The organism is Novosphingobium sp. BL-S-19, assembly GCF_055521675.1.
Genome location: NZ_CM145498.1, coordinates 1,617,046 through 1,637,894, shown reverse-complemented (window position 1 = coordinate 1,637,894; position 20,849 = coordinate 1,617,046). Strand labels below are relative to the sequence as shown.

17 protein-coding genes and 1 pseudogene are annotated in these 20,849 nt (G+C 60.3%); 9 read left to right on the top strand and 9 right to left on the bottom strand.

The genetic code is table 11. The annotated features are described in order from the left end of the window. Positions 1–7 precede the first annotated feature (7 nt). The 3 genes and pseudogenes from ACZ1JV_RS15925 to ACZ1JV_RS15915 form a co-directional block, all read right to left on the bottom strand. Positions 8–486: pseudogene (locus ACZ1JV_RS15925) on the bottom strand (UdgX family uracil-DNA binding protein). Positions 487–674: 188 nt separating this feature from the next. Then, positions 675–893 (bottom strand): hypothetical protein, encoded by a 219-nt coding sequence (locus tag ACZ1JV_RS15920; RefSeq protein WP_465152317.1) that lies wholly within the window; start codon positions 891–893, stop codon positions 675–677. Positions 894–964: 71 nt separating this feature from the next. Beyond that, positions 965–1,261 (bottom strand): plasmid stabilization protein, encoded by a 297-nt coding sequence (locus tag ACZ1JV_RS15915; protein ID WP_465152583.1) that lies wholly within the window; start codon positions 1,259–1,261, stop codon positions 965–967. 142 nt (positions 1,262–1,403) lie between these two features. Here ACZ1JV_RS15915 and ACZ1JV_RS15910 point away from each other — a divergent pair, with 142 nt between their 5' ends. The 6 genes from ACZ1JV_RS15910 (at position 1,404) to ACZ1JV_RS15885 (ending at position 6,107) form a co-directional block, all read left to right on the top strand. After that, positions 1,404–2,204 (top strand): nucleotidyltransferase family protein, encoded by an 801-nt coding sequence (locus ACZ1JV_RS15910; RefSeq protein WP_465152316.1) that lies wholly within the window; start codon positions 1,404–1,406, stop codon positions 2,202–2,204. After that, complete coding sequence (locus tag ACZ1JV_RS15905) at positions 2,188–2,925, top strand: metallophosphoesterase family protein (protein ID WP_465152315.1); 738 nt, start codon at positions 2,188–2,190, stop codon at positions 2,923–2,925. Before ACZ1JV_RS15910 ends, ACZ1JV_RS15905 begins: the two co-directional genes overlap by 17 nt. 341 nt (positions 2,926–3,266) lie before the next feature. After that, positions 3,267–3,809: an MgtC/SapB family protein gene (locus tag ACZ1JV_RS15900; RefSeq protein WP_465138067.1), complete on the top strand. Its 543-nt coding sequence runs from the start codon at positions 3,267–3,269 to the stop codon at positions 3,807–3,809. 381 nt (positions 3,810–4,190) lie between these two features. Continuing rightward, a complete protein-coding gene (locus tag ACZ1JV_RS15895) occupies positions 4,191–5,018 on the top strand; it encodes a PPK2 family polyphosphate kinase (RefSeq protein WP_465138066.1) in 828 nt (275 codons plus the stop codon). Between the two features lie 589 nt (positions 5,019–5,607). Next, positions 5,608–5,790, top strand: coding sequence for a hypothetical protein (locus ACZ1JV_RS15890; protein WP_465138065.1), 183 nt, complete (start codon positions 5,608–5,610; stop codon positions 5,788–5,790). Positions 5,791–5,849: 59 nt separating this feature from the next. Continuing rightward, positions 5,850–6,107 carry a hypothetical protein gene (locus tag ACZ1JV_RS15885; protein ID WP_465138064.1) on the top strand — a complete coding sequence of 86 codons (258 nt, stop codon included), beginning with the start codon at positions 5,850–5,852 and terminating at the stop codon, positions 6,105–6,107. Positions 6,108–6,596: 489 nt separating this feature from the next. Here the strand turns inward: ACZ1JV_RS15885 and ACZ1JV_RS15880 are convergent, their stop codons facing one another. Beyond that, on the bottom strand, positions 6,597–6,752 hold the full coding sequence (locus ACZ1JV_RS15880; protein WP_465138063.1) for a hypothetical protein: 156 nt from the start codon (positions 6,750–6,752) through the stop codon (positions 6,597–6,599). A 313-nt stretch (positions 6,753–7,065) separates the two neighbouring features. Between ACZ1JV_RS15880 and ACZ1JV_RS15875 the strand changes: the two genes are divergently transcribed. The 3 genes from ACZ1JV_RS15875 to ACZ1JV_RS15865 all read left to right on the top strand — a co-directional run bounded on the left by ACZ1JV_RS15875 (position 7,066) and on the right by ACZ1JV_RS15865 (position 8,709). Next, positions 7,066–7,311, top strand: a complete 246-nt coding sequence (locus tag ACZ1JV_RS15875) for a hypothetical protein (protein WP_465138062.1) — start codon at positions 7,066–7,068, stop codon at positions 7,309–7,311. Positions 7,312–7,901: 590 nt separating this feature from the next. After that, on the top strand, positions 7,902–8,441 hold the full coding sequence (locus tag ACZ1JV_RS15870) for a lipocalin family protein (RefSeq protein WP_465152314.1): 540 nt from the start codon (positions 7,902–7,904) through the stop codon (positions 8,439–8,441). Between the two features lie 109 nt (positions 8,442–8,550). Then, positions 8,551–8,709, top strand: coding sequence for a YlcI/YnfO family protein (locus tag ACZ1JV_RS15865; protein ID WP_465152313.1), 159 nt, complete (start codon positions 8,551–8,553; stop codon positions 8,707–8,709). 894 nt (positions 8,710–9,603) lie between these two features. Here the strand turns inward: ACZ1JV_RS15865 and ACZ1JV_RS15860 are convergent. From ACZ1JV_RS15860 to glgX, 5 genes are all read right to left on the bottom strand, one after another. Then, positions 9,604–12,234, bottom strand: a complete 2,631-nt coding sequence (locus ACZ1JV_RS15860; protein WP_465152312.1) for a PAS domain-containing protein — start codon at positions 12,232–12,234, stop codon at positions 9,604–9,606. A gap of 503 nt (positions 12,235–12,737) precedes the next feature. After that, on the bottom strand, positions 12,738–13,295 hold the full coding sequence (locus ACZ1JV_RS15855) for an opacity protein (protein ID WP_465138058.1): 558 nt from the start codon (positions 13,293–13,295) through the stop codon (positions 12,738–12,740). A gap of 1,402 nt (positions 13,296–14,697) precedes the next feature. Next, a complete protein-coding gene (treY, locus tag ACZ1JV_RS15850; RefSeq protein WP_465152311.1) occupies positions 14,698–16,977 on the bottom strand; it encodes a malto-oligosyltrehalose synthase in 2,280 nt (759 codons plus the stop codon). Between the two features lie 3 nt (positions 16,978–16,980). Next, positions 16,981–18,732 carry a malto-oligosyltrehalose trehalohydrolase gene (gene treZ, locus ACZ1JV_RS15845; RefSeq protein ID WP_465152310.1) on the bottom strand — a complete coding sequence of 584 codons (1,752 nt, stop codon included), beginning with the start codon at positions 18,730–18,732 and terminating at the stop codon, positions 16,981–16,983. Positions 18,733–18,737: 5 nt separating this feature from the next. Beyond that, positions 18,738–20,846: a glycogen debranching protein GlgX gene (glgX, locus tag ACZ1JV_RS15840; RefSeq protein WP_465152309.1), complete on the bottom strand. Its 2,109-nt coding sequence runs from the start codon at positions 20,844–20,846 to the stop codon at positions 18,738–18,740. Between the last annotated feature and the right edge of the window lie 3 nt (positions 20,847–20,849).

The window sequence follows — 20,849 nt, the reverse complement described above, 5'->3', positions numbered from 1 at the left end:
TCCATTCTCATCCGCTCGATCCAAGACGCACCGCCCGGTGCAGATCGTGAACCAGCCTCGCGTGTTCGGCCGCCCTGTCATTCGCGCCGCGAATGCGCAGCAGGAAACTGGGATGAACGGTAGCGACCAGACGGCGCCCTTCCCACTCCCCTACCTCGCCCCGAACAGAAGCGAGCGTCTGCCGCCGACCGGTGACGGCCTGTAGCGCTACGGCGCCGAGTGTGACAATCGTGGGAGCGTCGACCAGCCGAATTTCTTCCGCCAGCCACCATCGGTAGTGAGCAATCTCGTCGGTCTTGGGGCGCTGATGCAATCGGCGCTTGCCCCGCTGCACGAACTTGAAGCGCTGACGGCATTTGTGACGAAGACCTCGTCCCTGGGCATCCCGGCTTCCTGCAGGCATTCGTCCAGCAAACGGCCGGCGGGGCCTACGAAGGGATGGCCGGTGCGATCCTCCTGATCTCCGGGTTGCTCGCCGACTAGCATCACGCGGGCATAGGGCGGTCCTTCGCCGGGCACGACATGATCGGAAAACCCGGCGGAAGGGGCAACGTCCTCGCGCGCCAAAGCGCCATAGTGGCTTTGGAGATCATCGAAATGACTCCCCTGCGGTTGTTCTTTCGGGCGAAGCAGCGCCGCCTCGTCCGCTTCCGCCGGTTTTTGCCGGGAAGTCATCAGGATTTTCCCTTGTCCACCCGCACTTCATGAATGTTGCCCGGCGGTGCCGCACCCTCCTTGCTGTCCCCCATCCCCTCGCTGTTACCATGCGGGTCGGTCGCGGACCTCGGTGGCTTACCCTTTGCCGCCGGGGGGCGGATCATCTCGTTTTCCACTTCCCGGTTCTTCGGCCGTGTCTTGGCTGCATCACCGGGCCGGGCCTCATTGTCGCTCATATTCCATCTCCTCGGGAAGAGTGCCGAAGCGCGTTACATCTCCCTGCAATTCGGTGGGTCGGGCCAAAGCGTTAGCCGCCGGCATGCTTTCGGCGTGTTTCCCAACCCTTCTTCGCCGCGGCGGACCGGTCAGCGTGGCTTTGCGAAGAACCTCCAATGCGGCCGCCCTTGCGCGAAGACGCGTGACTCTCCTTCTTGCCGCGGCCTGAGCCGGACTTTTTTCCGCCACCGGATTCCTTGTTCACGGTCGCCCAGGCGCGGCGTTCCGCTTCCTTTTCGCTGACGCCGCGATCCTCGTAGCCTTCCTCGATATGTTCGGCTTTGCGCTTTTGCTTGTCGGTGTAACTCGACTTGTCGCCTCTCGGCATGAGGTCTCTCCCACTGGGTTTGCAAGGCGAACGCATGTCCTGCCCGTCAGGATTCAATCTCGATCGAGCTCGCAGGTTCCCACCGATCATCGCGAGGGAACCCGCGGCCCCGGTCTCGGTTGATCACGCGAGAGGATGCGCCGTGGCTACAGTCTCAGTCCCAGACGACCCGCACCGTGAAGAGCACAGCTTCGATCCACCGTCGAACGCGGTCGAGTTCTATGCGCACAGCCTCCAATTGCTTGCTGGCTGGGATATTCCATACCTACTTTCAGGTACTTATGCGCTGACTTGCCACACCGGCCTGGTTCGCCCCACCAAGGATATCGACATCTTCTGCAAGCCCGGCGACGCGCCGCGTCTGCTCGCGCGCTTCAAGGCAGAGGGCTACCGCGTTACCGTGGAGGACGAACGGTGGATTGCCAAAGTCTGGTCTGGCGAGGCGTTCTTCGACGTGATCTTCAACATGTCTTCTGCGTCGATCCCGATCACGGATTCATGGTTTGGCGAGATTTTCACCGCGCAAGTCTACGGAACGCAGATACGCATAACCCCGCCCACCGAATTCATCGTTTCCAAGGCCTTCATCCAGGACCGCTACCGGTACGACGGCGCCGATGTCGCCCATACAATTCTTCGCCGGCATGAAGATATCGACTGGCACCGCCTGCTGTCACTGATGGAGCTCCACTGGGAAGTGCTGCTGCTTCATGTGCTCAATTTCCGCTTCATCTATCCGACCGAACGCGATCAGATCCCGCGCTGGCTGTTCGATACGCTGATCGAGCGCATTCGCGCGCAGGCGGAACTGCCCCCCGCGGAAGTGCGCATCTGCCGTGGCAGGCTGTTCTCTCCGCGAGACTATCTCACCGACATCAGCGAATGGGGATTTGCCGATCTTGTCGGGAAAGGATTGGACGAGAAGCATGAACGCCACCACTGAACCTGCGCCCCCGCTGCGTCTGGCCGCCATCGGCGACCTTCATGTCACCGACGACGACACCCGACGGTACCGCGACCTGTTCCAGGAAATTTCCCGCAATGCCGATGTCCTGGCGCTTTGCGGCGACCTGACCAACTTCGGCAAGGCGAGCGAGGCGGAGCGGTTGGCAGAGGACCTGCGAGGATGCTCGATCCCGATGGTTGGCGTGTTGGGAAACCACGATTACGAATGCGGCAGCCCCGAAACGGTAGCGCAAATCCTGCGCCAGGCAGGGGTCAGGATCCTAGACGATCAGGCGGTTGAGATCGAGGGCGTGGGATTTGCCGGGGTCAAGGGTTTCGTTGGCGGCTTCGGGCGCGGCGAACTTGGCGCATTCGGAGAGTCGGCAATCAAGACTTTCGTGGATGAGGCCATCGGCGAAGCGCGAAAGCTGGAGAACGGCCTACGATCTCTGCGCACCGATCGCGCTGTTGCCGTCCTGCACTATGCACCGGTGGTGGAAACCGTCGCAGGAGAACCGCCCGAGATATTTCCGTTTCTGGGCTCATCACGCTTGGCCGATGCGGTGGACCGGTTCGAGAATGTCAAAGCCGTCGTCCATGGCCATGCCCATCGCGGCACTTACGAAGGGCATACGATGCGCGGCGTTCCGGTCTACAACTGCGCGCAGTTCGTGGTCTCCGAACGGTTCGGCAGGCCCTATGCGATATTGGAAATCTGACGATGCCAGCGGCTGAGTCGCGATTTTCCTGCCTTGTACCGACCCGAGTCCGAGTTGCAGCGCTGTTACGGCCCGGCAATGCTCTCTGGCCAGCATAACGCTTTTGCTTTGTTCGACGCACGGGCAGTGACGTCGCTCGGTCCCGTGCCTCATCGCTCCATGCGCGAAACTTGTCCGCTTAGCGTTTGACCCGAACAAATGGCCAGGCGACGCTTAAAGTTGAACGAACAGGCCAGCCCGGCGTTTCCACTGCAGGTACACCCATCGCGGCATACCGCGGAGTCGATGGTATTCGCTGCGCAAATACACAAGCGATGGTCAAGACACGGATGGGCGCCAAAATGCTTGAAGATGACCTGGTGACCACACTCATGCGGCTCGGCCTCGCGACCGTGTTGGGCCTCGCGCTTGGCTTTGAGCGGGAGCGACGAGGTCATGATGCAGGCCTGCGAACACACGGTTTGGTGGCGCTCAGTTCGGGCATGCTTACCCTTTCCGCGCTGGAACTGGTTGAAACGCATGGCGAGGGCGATCCCGTCAGAGTGATTCAGGGGCTCGCCCAAGCCATCGGATTTATTGCCGGCGGCCTTATTTTCGTGCGCGGGGGAGACGTGCGCAATATGACGACTGCAGCCAGTCTCTGGATGGCAGCTGCCATTGGAATAACCGCCGGTGCCGGCCAATATGTTCTGGTTCTGGCCGGCACCGTATTGGCGCTGACGTTACTCGCGGCCGTGACCGTAGTGGAACGGTTTTTCCCGCATCGCAACAGCGACTCCAATTGCTCGGAAGAAATACAGATGCCGAACCGCCGCGGCTCCTCTTCGCATTCAGCCCAGTCTGGCGATCAGGAGCACAGGCCATCGGCGCGCGACGAACGATAGCGCGGGTGCGGATCAGGCTATGATCCAATCGGAGCAAGAAGCGTCAAGTGCACGAGAGATGCATCCGCTGCCGGGATCTGCCGAAGCGGTCATTCTCGATCTCGGCTAGCAACCACGTCTGATCCCTCGCGTTTAGTATGCCATGCGAGGTTAGGAGCTGCGGCGCCGCTAATGAAACCTCCGGCGAAGAAAATCATGAAATGCGCAGCCGCAGAGGAGCTAGACGCGGCTTTCGAACTCGCAGGCGAAGGTTCTGAGATCATGCGTTATCGAGAAAAATGCTCGACTTCGGACAGATCGCGTCAACGAGGTGATACCCTCGGCCGGGCGGGAAAAGTCGATGGCTTTTCAACTCGTCTGATTGCGGTTTAGGGCAGCCTCATGGGGTTCGCCGGCAAATTCCGTGTACATCCGCACGACGCAGTGTACCTTGACGCGCTTGAGACCCGAGCTTGCCGCAGCACGGAGCGAATTCCAACAAAGGCAAAAACCAAGCGGCTGGTCGAGAGTATCGGCGATTCCCAATACCTTCTCTATGCTGGCGCCGATCGGTCACTACTGATTGTGCTGCAAGGTCCGGACGCATCGGGAAAAGACGGTCTGATCCGGCATGTATTTTCTGGCGTGAACCCGCAGGGCGTAAAAGTCACCCCTTTCGGCGAACCAAGCGAGGCGGAGGCACGGCACGATTTCCTGTGGCGGGTGCACCGGAGGACACCCGCAAAAGGCGAGATCTCGATATTCAACCGCTCGCATTATGAGGCCGTACTCGCGGAGCGGGTGCGCAAGTTGGTTCCGCGGGAAATCTGGGCCGAACGCTATGCGCTGATCAATTCGTTCGAATCGCTTCTCGCCGAAAATGGCACTGAAATCTGCAAATTCTATTTGCATATCTCGGCCGAGGAACAGCTCAAGCGTTTCCGCCGCCGGCTGGAAGACAAGTCACGCCAATGGAAGATCGACGAGGCTGATTACGACGACCGAAAGCTCTGGCGGGAATATCAGGCGGCGGCCGAAGAGATGCTGCGGCGCACGAGTACGAAGATCGCACCCTGGTACGTGATCCCCTCCGATCATAAATGGTTTCGTAATTACGCCGTCTCACGGATCATACTCCGATCGCTGCGACGGATGCGGCTTCGCATTCCCCCGGTCCAAGCGGACATTGCGGAGATTAAGCGCAAATTTCACGATACGGCAGGCGAATGACGAAAGGTCAGAAGCTTTACCAATTTGGCGCTGCGGTTATCGAACTCGAGCCTGCCAAATTGCTCCCGCAAGGACGCGACCCCAACGGGCTCGGTGCCATAAATGCGCAAAAGCCGGGCGCTCAGCCCGCTCGCGCGCAGCAAAGAGCGCGTTCGCTCCACAGGCGGGGCGCCCAACCATTTCTGCCTGCTATTCTGGGCCTACCCAAGCGACTGAAAACTATCCCCTCCGACGACTGCCGCACATCGGCTCGGCTGCAGACCCGACTTTAGATCGCAGCCTTTCCGCTGGAGGCATTGCACGTCAGCACACCGCGCCCCAATTGCCCCCCGGCCCCCGTTCCCGTCGGACTCTCCCCTCTACCCTCTGCCCATTTGCACTGCCCGGTACCGCTGCCCTCTCCCTTTTGCCTTGCTGTCGGCTCACCTTACGCACAATTCAAAAAAGTTCCCGAGATACTCAATAATACTTCCCGTACTGTGAATACATCGCAGCCTAATGGTCACTTTTGTTCACAGGAGCCAAATCGCTTCTCGTGCAATTAGTATTCACCACGCACAAGCGCGGAAGTCCAATTTTGGAGAGAGCCATGAGTATCGAAGGCAAGGCCAAGGAAGCAGCCGGCTACGTCAAGGAAGAACTGAACGAACACGGCAAGTCGCCCGAGGCGCAGAAGAAGGCCCAAGAAGGGCGTGATCTGCGCAACGAGGGCCGCGTCGAGGACGGCAAGGCGCCCAAGACCTCGAAGCCGGGCACCGAGAAGAGCGAATAAGCCAGGACGGGCCGGCGTGCCAGCCGCGCCGGCCCGGTCCCTACCCGAGAGACGCCCGCATGTTTACGCAGCTCAATCCTACTGTTCCCCTTCACGTTGTCGGCAAAGGCGACGGCTACGCGATCGGGATCATCGACTACGGGCAGGAACACAACCTGATCTGGGTCACCGCGCTCGACAGTTCGGGTGAGATATGGTGCGCGCCCAATGCGACCGTGCGACTGGGCAAAAACTGGACCATGGGCCGGCAGGAAAATCCCCTCATTACCCAGCACAAGCTCGCCGAAACGCCAGGTGAGCAGCGTTCGGCCTGCTGATGGTCCTGTCGGCCGGAAGCACCAAGAGTTTCGGTCGAGAGCCTAGAGCCGCTTTTTGACCTTTCTGGCCTGCGCGTCGCTGAAAGTTTCAACTCGCGCCCAATCGCGCGGACAGCTTTGCCAGAGGAATTCGAGGGTTAAGCCCTTTTCTACTTGTACCGGCGCCGACATGCTTCATCGTCGAGGCGTTCGTAAGAAGGGACAAGGGGCCGCAAGGATGCTACCCGATCCCGGCAACGACGACTGGCCTTTTCGACCCCCTGGCCGGCGCAGTCCCTATCCCTTCGAAATCGTCCTAAGGCAGTGGACCAGTCTTACGCGTAGGTAGGAAACCCTCCGATGCGCGGTCAGCCAGGCTGCCATGGATAGGCAATGGGGCTCAGCCATGTTTTGAGAACGCAAAAGTCGCCTCATCGGTTTGGACCGTGCGACACCGCATCCCTCGCTCGCGCAGTTTGTCCGGGTCGACCGTTCCGAAAATCACCATGATCAAGTGAGAGCGCGCGAATTGATGCGGCACGAAGCCTTGGGGCGGCGCAAGGCGCGCAGTTCGCGGCAGACGATGCCCTTGTTGTTGATCGCCGCTGAGAGGTGCCCCGGGTGATGCGGACGAAAACTTGAAACACCACCATAGAGGTAGTTCATGTATTTCTACGCAGGCAGGATCCGCGTGGTCGAGTTTTATTTCAAATTTGGCAAGCGGATTGGTGCCACCGTTCGCCAGCTGAGGTATCTCACCAAGAACGCGCTTAAAGACGGTGCCGAGAGTGCGAGCAGCAGCAGGTCTCGCGACCGCGCAGCGTAACTCGAGCGCCAAAGGACATCACACCATAGCCTCCCGCACAGCGCCGAAGACTGTGATGTTCTCGCGGCTCTAGCAACTACCATCGCCCGCCCGCAACTGTTGGCAGCCAGCGGCGTTCATGCCCTGGGAGCAAAACAAAACGAGGAGTCGAAAATGGCGGAAATTCCCACTCACACGACCACCGTTGTCGAAGGCCGACGCGGCGGCGGCGCTGGCATGATCATTGCCATAGCCGTCCTTATTGCCGTAATTGCTGGCATCTATTTTTTCAGCCAGACGACCACGAGCGAGGCCCGTAAGGACAACGCCGTCGAAAACGCGGCCAACAGCGTTGGCAATGCAGCCGACAAGGCCGGAGACGCTGCGCAGGACGCAGCGAAAAACACCGGTGACCAATAGGGCAAACCTCCGCGAATCGTCGGGGAGCGGACGCCCCCCGACAGTTCGCGAAATGAGAAGTCGCCTTCATGAGGCCGGCTCACCCCACTGCTTCGCGCAAAACACCGAGCTAACCGCAGAACACAGCAGATCGCCAGCCGACCGCTACCCTCGCGCAAAGATATCGCAAACCCGGACGCCGCGCGCGTTCTCGATATGCGCAATGCCCACCACTCCACATCGATCAGGCGCAGTTCCTCGAAGGCCTGCGAAACCGGCTCTCGTGAACCAACTCGGGTTCTCGGCCCTTCTGGCTTCCATCGCTGTCGCGGGCGGCAGCCTGGTGCCTTGAGCCGTCATGCTGGAAGCCATCGAAGAAGGCTTTAGCGGCTGGGTCATCTCCGTCCGCAGGCGGCCGTGATGGAGGCGCGCTCTCCATGGTGATGGTGGTTAGGCCGCTGTTTTCCATCAACGGAGGGTTCACGTGCTGCCGGCGTTCTTGAAGATCGCCCTCCAGACCGAAGCCGTGAAAGCGCAGCCTCCATATCGCGCGATCCCTGAAACCTTATCGCCTCGTGTCGCTTATCAGGCGTGAGAACACAGGAGCATTCATGCGCAAAACTACGATCGCCGTTGCTTTGGCTGGGACCACGCTTTTGCTCGGAGCCTGCGCAGCGATTCCCCGGGCTGGTCCAGTAGGAAACCGCGCAGTTCCGCAACCCGCCAAAGGGGTTGATATGAAGCGCTACTTGGGCCGGTGGTATGAGCAATTCCGCTACGAAGCCTCATTCCAGAAGGATATGGACGGCGTGACGGCGGATTACTCGCTCAACGACGACAATACTGTGAAGGTCGTCAATCGCGGTCAGCGTAAAGGAAAGTGGAAGCATTCGACCGGCAAGGCCAAGATCGTTGACGCTGAGACGAACGCCAAGCTCGAGGTTTCATTCTTTGGGCCCTTCTATGGCAACTACTGGGTACTCGATCACGGCGACGACTACGAATGGTCAATCGTCGGAGAGCCATCGGGCCGGTACCTGTGGGTCCTCACCCGTGATGCCCGACCCAGCGTCGAATTACTTTCGAGCCTGGAGGCGCGAGTAAAGGCATTGGGATATGACTGGTCGCTGATCCGCAGGACGCGGCAGTAAACGGCGCCCGGGGACACCCCGGTGTGATGGCGTTGCAGAACATGGGCAACAGCCTTCGGACGTCAAACCAAGCTTGGCGGAAAAAGTGATATGCGGTAGCCTTTTGGGCATGGGAAGACCGCCACTCTGGACACAGAACATGCAAGCTCGCTTTCCGGCCGGTACCTTCGAACGAATACGGGATGTTCTTTCGCCAGGCGAGAACCGCACCGACTTCGTCCGAGAGGCCGTGCGACGGGAGCTGGAACGCCGGGAACGGCAAGCGTGACATCAGTTGAACGCGCTGCGCGAGTTCGTCCCGAGCACGCGTCGAAACGGTGCAACTGCCGCTTCGAATATCGCGGTCGTCTGCCTGCGGCAGGCCGTGGTGAATTGAATTAGGTGGCCAATTTCCGATAATGCGCCATTAGCATGGCTTTAGCATGGAAAACGACTGCTCTCTCTATGGGAATAGACTGCGGCCAATGGCCGGCCTTGCGTTGCGGCGATCTGCGCTTTGCGAAATTCTCTGGTCGCCTTGTGCAGCAAACTGTCGACTGACTCACCCATGACCGACTCCGACTGAGAAAGCGCACAGGTTGCGGAACCGAAAAGATAAAGGAATGTCTCTTGGACGGAGCGTTTTGTAAATACGCCAGGCCTCTCAGTTCGACAATAATTCGAGGACGGTAACCAGGCCTTACGGCGAACCGGTGCGTCCAACACGAAAACTCTTTGGCCGACGCGACGGCACCCGAGTTGTACTGGTTGAATGGCCCTGCTGCGAGGACCGATCGAGGGCGGTCGTGAAGCCGGCTGAAACTTCGATGGTCTCAGAACCGGGGGCAACCGAGCCCCTCACTTGAGGTCTTGAATCGAATCGCGATTGTGAAGGTATTCCATCTCACAGGTCACGCCTGTCTCAACGGGGAGAGTTCGAAGAAAGGAGGCAACGCAATGCGCCTCTCCAAATTTTTTCACCCCTTCGAATGCATGGACCACCCCCAGCTAAGCCGGAAGTGAAGCGCGCGATCCTCGCATCGTGGGCTTCCGACGCAGCTTCGGTCGAAGGACGACCAGATCTTAGGCGACCACCCGGTACATCGGAACCGGTGCCTTTTGACGACTGATTGGCCAAGACCTTTCCCTTCCCGCTAGAGAGGGTTTCGGTAGTCCGCGGTATTCATCGTTTTATTTCAGGCCCTGATGTTGGATCATCCAGCAATTCAACGACCCGCCGGCTCAATGTCTCCATTGCAAAAGGCTTGGTCAGTACGTGCATACCAGGCGCCAGGTGCCCATGACTGAGAACGGCGTTTTCAGCATATCCGGTGATGAAAAGAACCTTGAGATCGGGCCGATGATCTCGAGCCGCGTCAGCCACCTGTCTGCCATTTAGCCCTCCCGGCAGGCCGACATCGGTAATCAGCAAATCTACGCGCGCATCGGATTGTAGGATTTTTAGCCCTGCAGCCCCGTCTTCCGCTTCAAGCGCTCCATACCCGAGACCCTCAAGAACTTCCACCACGAGCATGCGCACGGTCGGTTCGTCATCGACGACAAGCACTGATTCGCCTTCGCGTGCCTGCGAAGTGAGCGTGGGATCTCCTACCGGGACCGCTGCCTCTTCGGTCTCGCCGAAATGACGAGGAAGATAGAGACAGACCATCGTTCCCTGCCCGACCTCGGAATATATGCGAGTCTGGCCTCCCGATTGGCGTGCGAAGCCATAAATCATCGAGAGGCCGAGCCCAGTTCCCATCCCGATGGGCTTGGTAGTGAAGAACGGGTCGAACGCCTTGGAAATTGTCTCCTTGGTCATTCCGCAGCCGGAATCGGAAACACAAAGTGAAACGTATTGGCCAGCGTCCATGTCCCGCTCGGCGGCCGTGCGCCTGTCTAGCCAACGGTTGCCGGTCTCTATCGTTATCTTACCGCCCTCCGGCATGGCGTCCCGCGCGTTGATGCACAGGTTGAGGAGAGCATTTTCAAGCTGACTGGGGTCGACGAGCACGGGCCAAAGACCCATGGCGTTCACAACCTCCACTTGAATGGACGGGCCTACCGTTCGCTCTATGAGATCGATCATTCCATTGACTAATTCCTTCAGATTGGTCGACTGAGGAGCCAAAGTCTGCCTTCGGGAAAAGGCGAGGAGGCGATGGGTCAGCGAGGCGGCGCGGCGGGCGGCGCCCTGAGCGGCCTGGACATACCGATCGACATCCGCCGACCGACCCTGGGCGAGCCGGATTTGGATCAATTCAAGACTGCCGGTGATGCCTGTAAGCAGATTATTGAAGTCGTGCGCTAGCCCTCCAGTGAGTTGACCGACTGCCTCCATTTTTTGCGATTGCCGGAGGGCTTCCTCGGTGGCCAACAACGCCTGGGTCCGCTCCTCAACCTGCTGCTCGAGCGAAGCAGCCAACTCACTGATCTCGATTTCGGCTCGCCGACGTTCAGTTGCGGCACGCGTCCTCTCGGCAACCTCTCGGATAAAAGCCAACTCGTCTTCGGGCCATTCTCGCGGCGTGGCATGATTGAGGTAGAGAAGCGCCACGAGCCCCCCCTGTTCGGTAAGTGGCATGTTGACGACCGCCTGAGCGCTGATCGCGGCGAGCGCATCGGCGCCGTGCCTCGTCCTTGGATCACGCCACGCGTCGGCAATGATTACATCGTCGCCGCGGTTCAGGTCCTCTATGTACGATCCATAATCACGAAACCGCAAAACCCCCGCCAGCGATTTCACGCCCTCGGCATTCCAGTCGCGCTCGATGGTGATCGTTTCTGCGTCAGGATCGATCAGCCCGTAACCGACGCGGCTGACGTCGAGCGCCTCGCCTAGTATTCTGGCCGCTTCGAACGAAATGTCGGCCGGTGTCTGAACATCGCGGACGACGTCGCTCAGTTCGACCAACGCCGTGCGCATCCTCTCCGCACGGCGTTGGTCGGTAACGTCGGACGATACACCTGCAAGCCGCAATGGTCTTCCGTCCGGGCTCAGGAAAGGCTGGCCTCGCGAAGTCAGCCACCGCACCTCGCCTGAAGGTGTGATGATCCTGTAAGTCTGGTCGAAATCGACGCCGCGTCGACGCGTGTCCTCAATCGCATCGATGTTTGCCCTGCGATCTTCGGGATGGATGGCGAGGATGCGGTCCTGAAACGTGAATGTACGATATTCCCCGACACCAAACAGGGCGCGGCACGCCGGAGAAGAAGTCAATTCTTCCGTTTCGAAATTAATGCTCCAAGTACCGAATTTGGCGGCGCGTAAGGCAAAATCGAGCTCACGTTCCTGCTCGGTTTGCCGCTGCAAACGGCGGGCTGCTTCAGCCATTAATTCCGCGTTGGAGCTTTCCAGTCCTTCCAGCCGCTCTCGCTCCAGCGTGACATCGACCTGACTGGCAAAAAAATACGCCAACGCGCCGTCTTGATCGAATACAGGCGCAAGCAGAAGCCGATTCCAGAATGGTTCGCCCGATTTGCGATGATTGCGAATATCGATCTCGATCGCTCGGGCCGCCTCCACGGCATCGTGAATGGCACTAACGTGGGCAGGATCGGTATCCGGGCCCTGGAGGAACCGGCAGTTGCGACCCAATATTTCCTCGCGGCTGTATCCGGTCAGCCGGCAAAAGGAATCGTTGGCGAAAACAACGGGATTGTCGTCACGGCGAGGGTTGGTGATGATCATCGGCATTCGCGTGGCCCGTACGGCTGCCACAAACGGGTCGGTTCCGCTATCCAGGCCTAGAACTTCTGCTTCAATTCGCTTCGCGTCGTCATTTCCCGACCCGATTGCCTCGCTATCTTCCATCAGTCCCGCGCCCTCAGAATTCCGGGTTAAATCGTCTACTTAACTCAGGATATCTGAACGCAGTTCCCGGCGGTGGAGCCTCCGACAAGCGGCGTTAATCAAAGTCGACAGTTATAGGCCGCCAGCTTTCGCATTCCTGGCGAGATCGGTGTCGGCTAAACCCGAACGTTATTGCTCTCTGGCAACCACATGCGGGCCAAGCGCCTTCAATATTATGGTTTTGCGACCGATTGCCGGCTTGAAGAGCACCTGCCGCCACCGTGATCACGGTGAACATTACGGTTCAATCACATGGAGAGCGGGGGATGGAGAACACCCTTCAATATCGCGAATTCGTGGCGGTGCGAAAGCGGCCCCACTTCGTGGTGCAAGCGCTAGACTGAAGCAAGAGGGCGCAAGAGGGGCGCAAGAAAAGCCTGGCACGGCGTCCTCTCGGTGGGGGCGACGACATACCAGGCTTTACCATCCCAGAGTGACAGGGAAAATCCCCGTCCACACTAGAATTAGAAGTGGAAGATAACGCCCGCCATCGGGCGGATGCTGTCGAAGTCATAGGTTTCCGCGGAAAGGCGAAGGCGTACGCCGCTGTTGCCGGTCACGCCGCCGAGTCCAATGTCCTTGGGCCCTACTTCGACACCGACACCGTAAATCCAGTCCTTCTGGTCGCCGTAAGCACGTCGACCGTTCACCCACTGATAACCCGCAGAAGCGTAGATAAGTCCGCTTTCACCTGCTCGGCCGCCTATGCGGCCTTTGACACCGTATTCCCAGTCAATGTCGCCGAAGCCCTTGGTCGCGTTGCCCTCAACGCCAACGAACACAGGGCCGAGAGGCACGTTGACGCCGGCCACGCCGCTGACAAGCCCACCGTTCATTTGGCCGCCGCGAGGCGAACCAAATTCACTGTTGCGGGAGAATTCGTGATAGCCGCCAAGGACGCCGATATAAGGCTCGATTCCAAAGGCCTCAGTGCCGTCTGGCGCGGTTTCCTGCGCCTCTTGCGCGAAGGCAGTGCTTGGCAGCGCAGCGGTGATAGCGAGGGCGAGAAGATACTTCTTCATATTAAACTCCGAGGGAAACACCGATTTGCGGTGTGCACCTCCTTGAACCTCACACGTTCAGCTCGGTTGCAGCGACGAAGTCGGTTCTGTCATATGTGTGTCATTTCCGCATCGCCGCTAGGGCGATGCCGAAGGAGCGCGGCGAACCAATAGAGATATGTCGCGTCGGGGGGTGAACCTCGGCGAAAGAATGCTGCGCGCTGGCACTCATGATCCGCAGCAAGGCGGTCGTCCCAAACGACATCATAGCCAACCGCTTGTCCCGCAATGGCTACGAAGAGGCTGTGCACGCCCTGAAATAGCTGGTCGTCGAGGCATGCGCGCCAAAGCAATCCGATTGGACGGCTGATCGAGCACGCCCCCTAATTCAACGTCCTTGCAGGCAGTAAGTCTGAAGTCATCGCCCCTGCGGCATCCTGCACTTGGATTGCGCGCAAATCCCGCAACCCTGATCGGCAAGCGCGCGCAGCAGATCGATGACGTCGTGACTGAGGCTAAGGAGTGGACCGCGCGCTTCTGGACAGGATCTCACACAGTCCTTTGAGCAGTAGAACGTTTTGCTCCTTCGGGACAAGCTGACACTGATCAACAGTAGAATAGCCCTCCCATCCCATTTAAGGACCTCGGGACCAATAATGCGGAAGTTCATGAACTCGTAGCTCAGCAGCTACCTATTCAGCTGCGCAGCCTGCCGGAATAACAGAAATGAAATCGCCTAGGCCCCCGCGCCTTCCTACCAGGACTTCCCGGCCGGCATGATGGCTCTCAGCAAGGCGGGGGTGCCGCTGGGAACGGTAGAACCGCCAGTCACAGTATTCACATCAAGGCTCTCGAGTTTCATGCTGCGAAGACCGACGCAATCCAGGAGCGCGATGGCCAGGCATGCGGCGGTGCAACCGGCTTTTTGGCTTAATGCCTTTTGCACAGGAACCATCGGCGCCGTGGCGCAATTAAAAGTCAGGTGTCGGCGTTCCAGATCCCGCATTACGCCGATGACAAGACGTGATCGCTAAATCCATCACTACGCCCCGCGACGCGAAAGCGTCGCGGGTTCTCGTTTCCCGCTCACAATTTTGACGTTCACCAACGGAACTTGCCAGCGGGTTAGAGCTTTAATGCATGTCGTGGCTCTTCTGCCCTCATGGAGGAGCCGGCATGCGATATTAGCCTGAGCCCCGCGCCATTGCAGATGGTCGCGGGGCAATTTTTTAATGAAAGCATGTGTTTAACGAAACAAATCGGCATGCCGGCAATTATTGGGTCAGGGACGTTCCGGACGTTTCACTTCGGGCTGACATTCGACCCCCGATCAGCATGTAAGTGGCCCTCTATTCCGCAAAACAGCGACACGAGATCGTCTTGCGCCGCGCCGCCCAAACCCGGGCCCGGAGCGAGCTGCCCCCTACCTGACCGACGCGGAGACCATCCTGTCAAATAACTTCAACGACGTCTGACCGTTGTCGAGGCCCGCAATTTCGCGGATCTCGAGAAGGATCGGGCCGTCGAAGTCGGGACGTGGCCTCCTGAGGTCCAACTCCACGGAACTTCCCTGCCATTTCCTAGTGATGGTCCAAGTGCCTTCGCCTTGCCGGATCGAATAATCACCGTGCGTGAAAAGCGCGCCGTGCCTGCTCCGCAGCGCCAGCAAGTCATGGGTGAGCTTCATCTTTCGCGCGGAAAGCGATCCCTCCGCTGCATCTTCCGAACTGCAGTCGACCGGGCGGCGATTGTCCGGATCGGTCAGGCTCATGGCCAGTCTTTCGGTGCCCTGATAGATATCCGGAATGCCCGGCGCGGTGATCTGCAGGATCACTTGCGCGAGCACGACCTGTTCGAACATGCGTTCATACCTCGCCAGGGTGCCGCCTGGCCAAGCCTCGCGCCCTTGGACCATCCGCAGCATTTCGCCCGCCAGTTCGCCGCCGCGCCGTTCTGCCTCCTCATCCGGCGCCTCGTGCGAGGAGATATCTTTGGCCTCGCGCATGGCCTTCGCCATGTGGGAGCACAGTCGTGCTTCGGCTTCCGGCTCTCCGCGCAGGGCCAGCGCGGATTGCACCGCGTAGATGCCCCAGCGCTCGGGAAGGTCTATTTCCTGCGCGCGCCGCATCGCGCGATGCGTGAACGGGCCGATCATTTCGGGGACATGGCTGAGCGCAGCAATGGCTGCGCGCGCATCGGCGGAGCGCTTGGTGTCGTGCGTGGACAAAGTGCTGAGCGCCAACGGGTGCGTCCGCGCGCGTTCCTGCATCGTTTGCGCGAACCGGCCCGTATCGATCGCATCGCATTCTGGCCCGATGCCAACTTCGCAGAACGGCAGGTAAGCTACGGCGCGGAAGAACACCGTATCCTCTTCTGACTTTGCTGTAAGCGCGCCGGTCAATTGTTCAAATCGCGCCGCGAAGCTTGCGGCGCCCGGCTCGTCGGCGGCGGCGTGGAGCAGGTCAAGCAGCCAGCCCGCCTTGGGATCGACCAAGCGCAGCGCTTCCATGTCCGCGTTCGGAAAATAGCCATCTGCCGTATACGAGCGGTAGACTGGCCAATGCGCGGCCAGTTCAATCAAAGCGCGCGAAACGGAAGTTTCCGCCCCGCCGCCGCATCCCAGCGCCGCGAGCGCGGCCATACGAACACGCCGAAGTTCAGGATCGAGCGAAGTTGCGAGCAATTCACGCCGCACACGCTGAACCTCCGCGCCCGTGTCGGCAGGAACCGCGCCGCTGGATGCCGTACGGAGCGCATCGAGCCCGCCGGGATCGGTCAGCAGTCGGGTGACCGGGGCGAGAAACTCATATCCGCTCATCCCCTCAACGGGCCATGCAGCCGGAATGGTTTCGCCGTCCTTGACGATCTTCTCGACCCAGATCGGTATGTCGCCCAAGGCTTCGCGCAAGCGATGGAGATAGCATGCCGGTCGCGCAAGCCCGTCTATATGATCGATCCTCACGCCCTGGATCCGTCCCGCACGCGTCTGCTCGCTGATCCATCGGTGTGTCAGCGCGAAGACCTTGGGATCTTCCTGGCGCACCCCGACGAGACCGGAGATGTTGAAGAACCGGCGATGGATGATCGCGCCAGCCGTCGTGCGCCAGTCCCCCACCGACCAGACCTGCTGCTCCATCAGCGCGGATAATGAGGGACCATCGGGCTTTTGCCCGGCAAAATCGCGCGCTAGCGGCGTCGGGCGTAACGGATAGCATACGTCCTGGATGCAAAGCGCGTCACCGGATGTGGAGAGCGCCACCTCCCCTGCCGCAAGCCTGTCCTCTAGGCTGCCATCAATGAAGGGAAAGTGGAGCGGGCCTAGATCCCAATCCAGATCGAAGACATCCGCGAACCTGCTGTCCTGTCCGTGCCGCATGACGTCGGCGATGTAGGGATTATCTGGCGTGAAAGCCATGTGGTTGGGGACAATGTCGAGCACGATGCCGATCCCAGCCTCCCGCGCAGCATCGGCCAGCGCCACGAAAGCCGCCTCGCCGCCGAGCACCGGATCGACTTCGTTCGGATCGATCACATCATAGCCATGCGTCGATGCCTCCCCCGCCCGGAACAGAGGCGAAAGGTAAAGATGACTCACACCCAGTTCGACCAACCGGGGAAGCAGGCCGCGCGCCTCGACCAGGTCCACGCCGCTACGTAATTGCAGGCGGTAGGTGGCAATGAGGTCGGGCGCGGGGTTAGTCATGGGTCAATCTCGCTCGATGGCGGCGGAAAAGGCGAAAGGACTTTCCGGGCCGGTGACAGCCAGGATCGGAGCGTCATGCGGCCGGAACCGGGCGCTGCCCGGCGTCTGTGACGACAGAAATGCGCGCAGCGAAAGGCGCCCGCTCCCGAACTCCCATGAGGCCTCGACCAGCGCACCATCACGCCGGACATGAACCTGCGGATGCGTTGTAATCTCGAGCAGGGGGACGAGATGGGCTTGCCGCAAGGCCAGCAAATGGCGCACAAACTGCTCGTGCCGCCGTTGGTCCTCGCGCCCGGCACTGCCGATCTTGCACATAGCGAACGTTCCGGCCGAGATGGGATCGGGGACCTCCCCACCGAAAGCCTTGAATTTCGCGAACTCCTCTGCGCGGCCCTTTCGCACCGCTTCGGCAAGATCGCCCGAAAAATCGGCGAAGAACAGGAACGGCGCGTCGGTCAGGAATTCGTCGCCCATGAAAATCATCGGCACGTAGGGCGATAGCAGCGTCAGCGCCGTCACCACTTCGAGGGCCCTACGGTCGGTGACGAGCTGGTGCAGACGTTCGCCCTGCGCCCGATTGCCTACCTGGTCATGATTGCCAAGGAAATTCACGAAAGCGGTGCGCGGCAGGCCTGCGGAAGGTTCTCCGCGCAATGTTTGCGTGGCCGCGCGCGCCTGCCCCTGCTCGACGTAGCCGTCGCGCAGGGCGATCTCGATATCGGCCAGCGGGTCGACCGCGAACGGGGCGTAATAACCCTCGTCCTCGCCCGTCAGCAGGCAATGCACGGCATGATGCCAGTCGTCGTTCCAGGTGGCGTCGAAGGAGTCCCCCCTGCCGAAATAACGCGTCAGATTACGCTCGTCCTCGGTAACGAGGTGGATCGGGCGGCCCCAATCGACGGCGCGCACACGCTGGCCCAGTTCGTCCAGGAAATGAACCGGTGAACGGTCCTCGATTGCGTGCACCGCATCCAGCCGCAGCCCATCGAGCCGATATTCGGCCAGCCAGCTGAGCGCACTCTCGATGAAGAAGTCGCGTACGGCCCGCGTTTCGTAAGCGATCCCCTGCCCCCACGGCGAGCGGCGGTCAGAATGAAAGAACGAGGAGCACCATGTCGCCAAATAGTTGCCGGAAGGGCCAAGGTGATTGTGAACCACATCGAGCAGGACGCCCATCCCCAGACCGTGGGCGGTGTCTACGAACCGGCGAAAGTCGTCGGGCGAGCCATAGGCGTTGTGCGGCGCATAAGGCAGCACCCCGTCGTATCCCCAGCCATGCCGGCCGTCGAACTGGGCGACCGGCATCAGTTCCACAAGCGTGACGCCCAACTCGCGCAGACGCGCAAGTTCCACTTCTGCGGCGGCGAAAGTCCCTTCGGCGGTAAATGTTCCGAGGTGCAGTTCATAGACTATCGCCTCGTTCCACGGCAGGCCTGCCCAGGGATTCTGCCATGCGAAACCCTCAGGATCGACGAGAACCGACGGGCCGTGGACGTCGTCCTGCTGGGCCCGGGCTGCTGGATCGGGGTAGGCAGCGCCATCAACGAGGAATCGGTAGCTATCACCCGCCTTTGCGCCGGTTGCCACGCTCCACCAGCCTTTGCCCTGCCGGTTCAGATCGGTGCTGCCGGTCGGCAGTTCGACCGCAACCTTGCTCGCGTCCGGCGCCCAGAGCCGAAAGCGCCAATGTCCGTCGTCCCGCAATGTAGCGCCCCAGGACTTCGTGATGCGGTACGAAGTCGTGACCGGCATCGGCATCACTCCGGCGCGAAGACACTGACGCTTGCAGCCGCCACGATCGCGGTACCGTCCTCGACCGGTTCTACGGCGAAAGCTTCAGGGCGCGAAGTGTCGACCACGCGGTGCCATGCCTCAATGCCATTGTGGGAGGGCAGCGTGAAGGTGACCTCGTCCCCGGCATTGAACACGAGGAACAGCGGCCGTTCACCCTCAACGAAGGCTTCCTGAGCGGAATAAGTCAGGAACAGCCCCAGCACGCGCAGTTGCGCCTGCCCCCAAAGCTCGGCATCCATCTCGCGCCCGTCGGGCTGATGCCAGGCGATCTCCACCCAGCCGTCCTCCGCCGGCGTTCCATTGAGAAAATTGTCCTGCGAAAGCACCGGATGCTCGCGCCGAAATGCCACCATGCGCGTACAGAATTCGAGCAGCGCATCGTCCTTGCCGGCCCAGTCCACCCAGGCCGTCTCATTGTCCTGGCAATAGACGTTGTTGTTGCCGCTCTGGCTGTTGCCGAACTCGTCACCCGCCAAGATCATCGGTACGCCCTGGCTGAGCAGCAAGGTCGCCAGCATGGCGCGGCGGCGTGCGGCGCGCGCGGCGTTGATGCCCGCATCGTCCGTGGGGCCTTCCGCCCCCATGTCGTCGGAAAGGTTGTTGTCGTGGCCGTCTGCTCCGCCTTCCCCGTTCGCCTCGTTGTGGCGATCGTTGTAGGAAACGGTGTCAAGCAATGTGAAGCCGTCATGCGCAGCCAGGAAATTGACCGATGAGGTCGCGCCACGGTCCGAATGGTTGAACTGCTCAGGCGATCCCACCAGATGATTGGCAAGGTCGCCCACCAGCGCCTGGTCGCCCCGCCAGAATCCGCGCGTAGTGTCGCGGAACTTGTCGTTCCACTCGCGGAAGGGATAGGGAAAGCCGCCGACCTGATAGCCACCGCTACCCACGTCCCACGGTTCCGCGATCAGCTTGATCCCCGCAAGGATCGGATCCTGCCGGATGGCATCGAAAAACCCGCCCTCACGATCGAACCCCATAGCTTCGCGCCCCAGCGTGGAGGCAAGGTCGAAGCGGAAGCCGTCCACATGCATGGCCTGCACCCAGTAGCGCAGGGAATCGAGCACCATGCGAATGACCATCGGATGGGCAACGCTAAGCGTATTGCCGGTCCCCGTCTGGTCGAAGCTGTACCGGGGATTTTCGGGAGAGAGGGCGTAGTAGCTGGCATTGTCGAGCCCCCGGAAGCTGAGCGTCGGCCCGCGCTCGGATCCTTCTGCGGTATGGTTGTAGACAACGTCCATGATCACTTCGATGCCGGCCTGGTGAAAGCACTTCACCATGTCCTTGAACTGGCGGATCGCTCCAGAGCCCGTCGCCCCTTCCCGTCCCGGCCCGAGATAGCGCGGTTCCGGCGCGAAGTAGCCCAGCGTCTGATAGCCCCAGTAGTTCGACAGGCCGTTGTCCAGCAGCATGCGGTCGTCGAGAAAGAATTGGCAGGGCAGCAATTCCACTGCCGAAACGCCCAGCTTCTGCAAGTGTTCGAGAATCGGATCGCTGACCATTCCCGCGTATGTCCCGCGCAGGTCCTCCGGGACGCCCGGATGCAGCATCGTCAGTCCGCGAACATGGGCTTCGTAGACCAGTGTCTCACCCCAGGGGCGGCGGATCGAATTGTCCCCCTCCCAGTCGAAGGCCGGGTCCTGGACGACGCCCTTGATCATGAAAGGCGCGGAATCGCGCGTGTCAAACGTCAGGTCGTCCCCGCTCGAAAGGTCATAGCCCCAAAGCGCATCATCCCATCGCAGTGTACCGGCGATCTCGCGCGCATAAGGGTCGAGCAACAGCTTGTTGGCATTGAACCTGTGTCCGCGCTCCGGATCGTAAGGACCATGCGCGCGGTAGCCATAGAGCTGGCCGGGAACGACGCCCGGAACGTATCCGGAAAAGATCGAACCTTCCCGGCTGGGCATTTCCAGCCGGGCCAGTTCATCCTTCCCGTCGTGCGAATACAGGCAAAGCTCCAGAGCTTCGGCATTCTCGGAAAAGATTGCGAAGTGCGTACCTTCGCCTGTGAATTCCGCGCCCAGTTCGTGATATTGCCTCTCGGGCTTCGCAAAGGCGTAGTCCATCGG